Raw genomic sequence first — 4,391 nt, 5'->3', positions numbered from 1 at the left:
CTCCGCGCTGGAGGAGACCTGGGGCGAGCGGGCTCCGCTGGGCTGGGACATGACCAACCCGGAGCCGGTGGCGCGCACCATCTGCGCGGCGCTGTCGGACTGGCTGCCGACCACCACCGGCTCGATGATCATGGCCGACGGTGGTTACCACGCTCTCGGCGGCTGAGCCGGTGCCACGCGCGCGCACGCCCCACCCGCGTGCGCGCGCGTTCCGGCGCCGCGCCATCATGGTCGGGTGAGCTTTGATGCGCTGCTGTTCCTGTCGTTCGGCGGGCCGGAGGGCCCGGAAGAGGTCCGCCCGTTCCTCGAGAACGTCACCAGAGGCAGGGGAGTGCCGCCGGAACGGCTCGACGAGGTCGCCGAGCACTACCACCACTTCGGCGGGGTCTCGCCGATCAACCGGCTCAATCGCGAGATGATGGCCGCGCTGCAGGACGAGCTGCGCGCCGAGGGCCGGGACGTGCCGATCTACTGGGGTAACCGCAACTGGCATCCGATGATCGAGGACACCGTCGCGCAGCTGGCCGACGACGGAGTGCGCAGAGCGCTGGTGTTCGCGACCTCGGCGTGGGGCGGGTACTCGGGCTGCAAGCAGTACCACGAGGACATCGCGCGGGCCCGCGAGTCGGTCGGGCAGCGCGCACCCGATCTGGTCAAGATTCGGCAGTTCTTCGACCACCCGCTGTTCATCGGGGCCAACGCCGACGCGGTCCGCCGGGCGCTGGCCGAGCTGGCCGACCCGGACGCGCGGCTGGTGTTCACCGCGCACTCGATCCCGCTGCGCGCCGATCACGCGCCCGGCCCGGACGGGCGCCCGGAGTGGTACTCGCGGCAGGTGCACGAGGCCGCCCGGCTGGTCGCCGAGGCCGCGGAGGTGGACGCCTACGACGTGGTGTGGCAGTCGCGGTCGGGGCCGCCGCAGGTGCCGTGGCTGGAGCCGGACGTGGTCGATCACATCGAGGAGTTGCACGGCAAGGGCGTCGGTTCGGTGGTGCTCAGCCCCATCGGATTCGTCTCCGACCACCTCGAAGTGGTCTGGGATCTCGACAACGAGGCCGCGGAGAAGGCCGCCGAGCTGGGCATGGGTTTCCGCCGCGCTGCTACGGCCGGCGACGATCCGCGGTTCGCGAAGATGATCGTGGAGCTGCTGGCCGAGCACGCCGACGAGGTGCGCCCGCGCAAGCTGTCGCTGATGCCCGCCGCGGGTTGCGGTGTCAACGGCGAAACGTGCGCGCCGGGCTGCTGCGTGCCGGAGCCGGCCTGAGCGTTCACGGCTGCTGGGAGCGCGCTCCCAGGGCGAGGAAGATCTCCGTGCAGTGCTCGACGAGTTCCTCGCGGCTCATCGCCAGGGTGCCGTCCAGCCACGTCGTCAGCGTCTGCGCTAGTCCGCCGACGACGAACTGCGTGGACAGTTCCAGGTCGGGGCTGTCGGCCAGCCCGTAGAAGTCCTTCGCCTGCCCGCCGAGCAGGCCGGCGAACAGCGCGGTGGAGTTCTTGCGCCGCTGGGCGAGCGTGGTGCTGGTCGTGGTGTCGAACAGCAGCCTGCCACGGCGGGGGTCGTCGGCGATGGTGCGCACGATGGTGCTCAACCCGGCGTGCGTTTTGGCCCGCGCGTCCACCGGTGCCGCTGCGACGGCTTCCAGCGCGCTGTCCGCCAGGTCGCGGATGACCTGGTCGTAGACGGCCTCGGCCAGCGCGTCGCGGTCGCTGAAGCTCTCGTAGAAGTAGCGCGCGGCCAGTCCGGCTTGCTTGCACACGCCGCGCACGGTCAGCGCGCCCTCGGCTCCTGGCGTGCCGAGCAGCTCCAGGCCGGCGGCCATGATCTGCCCGCGGCGCTCGGCCTTGCGGTGGTCGCCTTCGACGCCGCCGTAGACCCGCAGGGGAGAGGGGTTCATGCCCGCCATCTTGGCATCGCGGGCGCACCGGCGGCGCAACCCTTGACAGCGCGGCGGGAGATCGCTTCCATATCTGCTAACGGGCGTTAGCAGAGTTTGCCGCCCGGTCGTCAAGGAGGGACCGATGACAGCTCCCGTCGAATCCCGGGCGCGCGAGGACGAACTGATCCTCGGCGCCGGGCTGCTCGCAGGCGGCGCCAACGTGATCATGCAGCTCGCCCGTCCCGGTGTCGGCTACGGCGTGGTGGAGAGCAAGGTCGAAAGCGGCAACATCTTCAAGCACCCGGTCAAGCGCACCCGCACCACGCTGACCTACCTCGCCGTCGCCACCATGGGCACCGACGAGGAACGCAAGCAGTTCCGCCGCGCGACGAACCGCTCGCACGCGCAGGTGCGCTCCGGCCCGGACAGCCCGGTGAGCTACAACGCCTTCGACAAGAACCTGCAGCTGTGGGTCGCGGCCTGCCTGTACCGGGGCGTGGAGGACACCTACAACCTGCTCATCGGCGAGCTCGCCGACGACGAGATCGACGAGCTCTACCGGCGCGCCATCACGCTGGGCACCACGCTGCAAGTCACCGAGGACATGTGGCCGCCGAACCGGAAGGCGTTCGAGGAGTACTGGAACGACGCCCTGGACCAGGTGCACGTCGACGACACCGTGCGCGCGTACCTGCACCAGATCGCGGTGCTCGGGTTCATGCCGCGCTGGGTGAGCCTGCCGCTGGGCGGGTTCAACAAGTTCATCACCACCGGTTTCCTGCCGCCGCGGTTCCGGGAGGAGATGCGGCTGCCGTGGACCGACCGCGATCAGCGCCGCTTCGAGCGGATGATGCGCCGCCTCGGCGCGGTGGTGCGCAGGCTGCCGCCGGTGCTGCGGAAGTTCCCGTTCAACTACTACCTGTGGGACGTGCGCCGGCGGATCAAGGCCGGAAAACCCCTGGTGTGATCCGGGGAGGTGGTCTCAGTGCTTGTCCGCGCTCTCGGCCACGACCCGCACCATCTCGGCCACCGACGCGCGGCGCGCAGCCCGCACCGAATCGAACAGCGGCTTGAGCGCCTCGGTCCGGGCGCGCGTCGCCGATGCCGACAACGCTCCGCCGGGCGCGTCGTCGGTGGCCACCCACAGGATCGCCTCGACCTCGGACGCCCGCTGCAGGATCCGCAGCGGGCGTTGCGGGACGGTCTGCGGCCAGGGCGGGCTCGGGCGGTCGGCTACGGTCTCGGCGATCTCCTCGCGCACGCCGGGACGGTGCTTGGCGATGTCCAGGTCGACCAGCGTGCTGGCGGCCTCGCGCATCGCCGAGGACATGCCGTGCTCGGCCTCGCCGATCGGCAGGTGCTCGGCCGGGGGCAGCTCGCCGGTCGAGTGCACGCTCCAGCGCAGAATTCCTTCCGCGATCGTCTCCGGGACCAGCCCGAGCCCGACGTCCGGCAGCACCGCGGCTTCCCCGCGCCGTAACGCGTGCTTCGCGAACGCGCTCGCCCCGCCCAGGCCGCGCACGTCACCGGAGACCGGCAGCGCCAGTTCGCCGCCTGCCGCGCCCGCTCTGCGCAACGCCGCGAGCAGCATCGCCGGGCCTGCCGGGACGTCCTGCGGGCCGGGCAGTTCCAGCTGCGCGGCCAGCTCGTCGTCGGCGGCGCGCACTTCCTGCGACTCGCCCCAGATCTGCAAGGCGTCGAGCACGTCGTCCGAGGCGGCCGCACCGTGCAGCCAGGCGGAAGTCCAGACGACCATCGTTGCGCTTGGGCATGGCACGGTATTCAAGATACGAGACCGCGCGGGTTCTCGTGCGGCCCGGGGGAGGCGAATGTGGGCCGCGTCGCCGACATTCCCGGGCGAGTCCGCAGCACCTCGCAGGACCCGATCAGTACGGTGATCGTCGTGCGTTCGGTCAATTACGGCAAGGATGTGCTCGCCGGCGGGCGGAAGCGGCGCGAAGTCCCGCAGATTCCCGCCGAACCCGGCCTCGTGGTCGAGGACCCGGCCAGCGGGTTCTGCGGCGCGGTCATCCGGGCCGACAAGCGCGAGGTGCTGCTGGAGGACCGGCACGGCGCTCGCCGGGTCTTCCCGATGCGCCCGGCCGCTTTCCTGCACGAAGGCAAACCCGCCACGCTCGTACCGGCCCCTTCCGGGCCCGCCGAGGCCGCACCGGCTCGCTCGGCTTCCGGGTCCAGGCGGGTCGAAGGCCTGCGCGCCCGGCAGGCCCGCGGCAGCCGGATCTGGGTGGAAGGGCTGCACGACGCGGAGCTGGTCGAACGGGTATGGGGCCACGACCTGCGGGTCGAGGGCGTGGTGGTCGAACCGCTGCACGGCGTCGACGATCTGCCCGGGCTGCTGGCCGAGTTCGAGCCCGCCGCGCTCGGCATCGCGCAGTGGCCGCAGGTGCCGCGGGGGCAGGACTGGAAGCAGGGCGTGTGCGACGCGCTCGGCTGGGGCGAACCCACCGAAGGCTGGCGCCGGGTGCTCTCCGGCGTTTCAGGATTCCAGGACCT

At 71.5% G+C, this 4,391-nt stretch carries 6 protein-coding genes; 4 read left to right on the top strand and 2 right to left on the bottom strand.

Features of this window, described 5'->3' with window-relative positions:
* Positions 1 to 166 (top strand): SDR family oxidoreductase (locus IJH84_RS21190; RefSeq protein ID WP_295148079.1); only part of this gene is annotated, 166 nt, incomplete at its 5' end.
* A 69-nt stretch (positions 167 to 235) separates the two neighbouring features.
* On the top strand, positions 236 to 1,264 hold the full coding sequence (locus tag IJH84_RS21185; RefSeq protein WP_295148070.1) for a ferrochelatase: 1,029 nt from the start codon (positions 236 to 238) through the stop codon (positions 1,262 to 1,264).
* A 4-nt stretch (positions 1,265 to 1,268) separates the two neighbouring features.
* On the opposite strand, the gene IJH84_RS21180 is transcribed toward IJH84_RS21185, so the two are convergent.
* Entirely contained in the window at positions 1,269 to 1,895 is a 627-nt protein-coding gene (locus IJH84_RS21180) for a TetR/AcrR family transcriptional regulator (RefSeq protein ID WP_295148067.1), read from the bottom strand.
* Positions 1,896 to 2,019: 124 nt separating this feature from the next.
* On the opposite strand from IJH84_RS21180, the gene IJH84_RS21175 reads away from it, so the two are divergent.
* Positions 2,020 to 2,844 (top strand): oxygenase MpaB family protein, encoded by an 825-nt coding sequence (locus tag IJH84_RS21175; protein ID WP_200072527.1) that lies wholly within the window; start codon positions 2,020 to 2,022, stop codon positions 2,842 to 2,844.
* A 15-nt stretch (positions 2,845 to 2,859) separates the two neighbouring features.
* Here IJH84_RS21175 and IJH84_RS21170 read toward each other — a convergent pair whose 3' ends face one another.
* Complete coding sequence (locus tag IJH84_RS21170) at positions 2,860 to 3,633, bottom strand: hypothetical protein (protein WP_295148075.1); 774 nt, start codon at positions 3,631 to 3,633, stop codon at positions 2,860 to 2,862.
* A 147-nt stretch (positions 3,634 to 3,780) separates the two neighbouring features.
* Here IJH84_RS21170 and IJH84_RS21165 point away from each other — a divergent pair.
* Positions 3,781 to 4,391 (top strand): DUF3097 family protein (locus IJH84_RS21165; protein ID WP_295148072.1); only part of this gene is annotated, 611 nt, incomplete at its 3' end.

Origin of the sequence: Saccharopolyspora sp. (assembly GCF_017434145.1) — a bacterium.
In the GTDB taxonomy this organism is placed as follows: domain Bacteria; phylum Actinomycetota; class Actinomycetes; order Mycobacteriales; family Pseudonocardiaceae; genus Saccharopolyspora_C; species Saccharopolyspora_C galaxeae.
The sequence above is the reverse complement of the archived record's forward strand: the minus strand, read 5'-3'. Positions and strand labels throughout refer to the sequence as shown.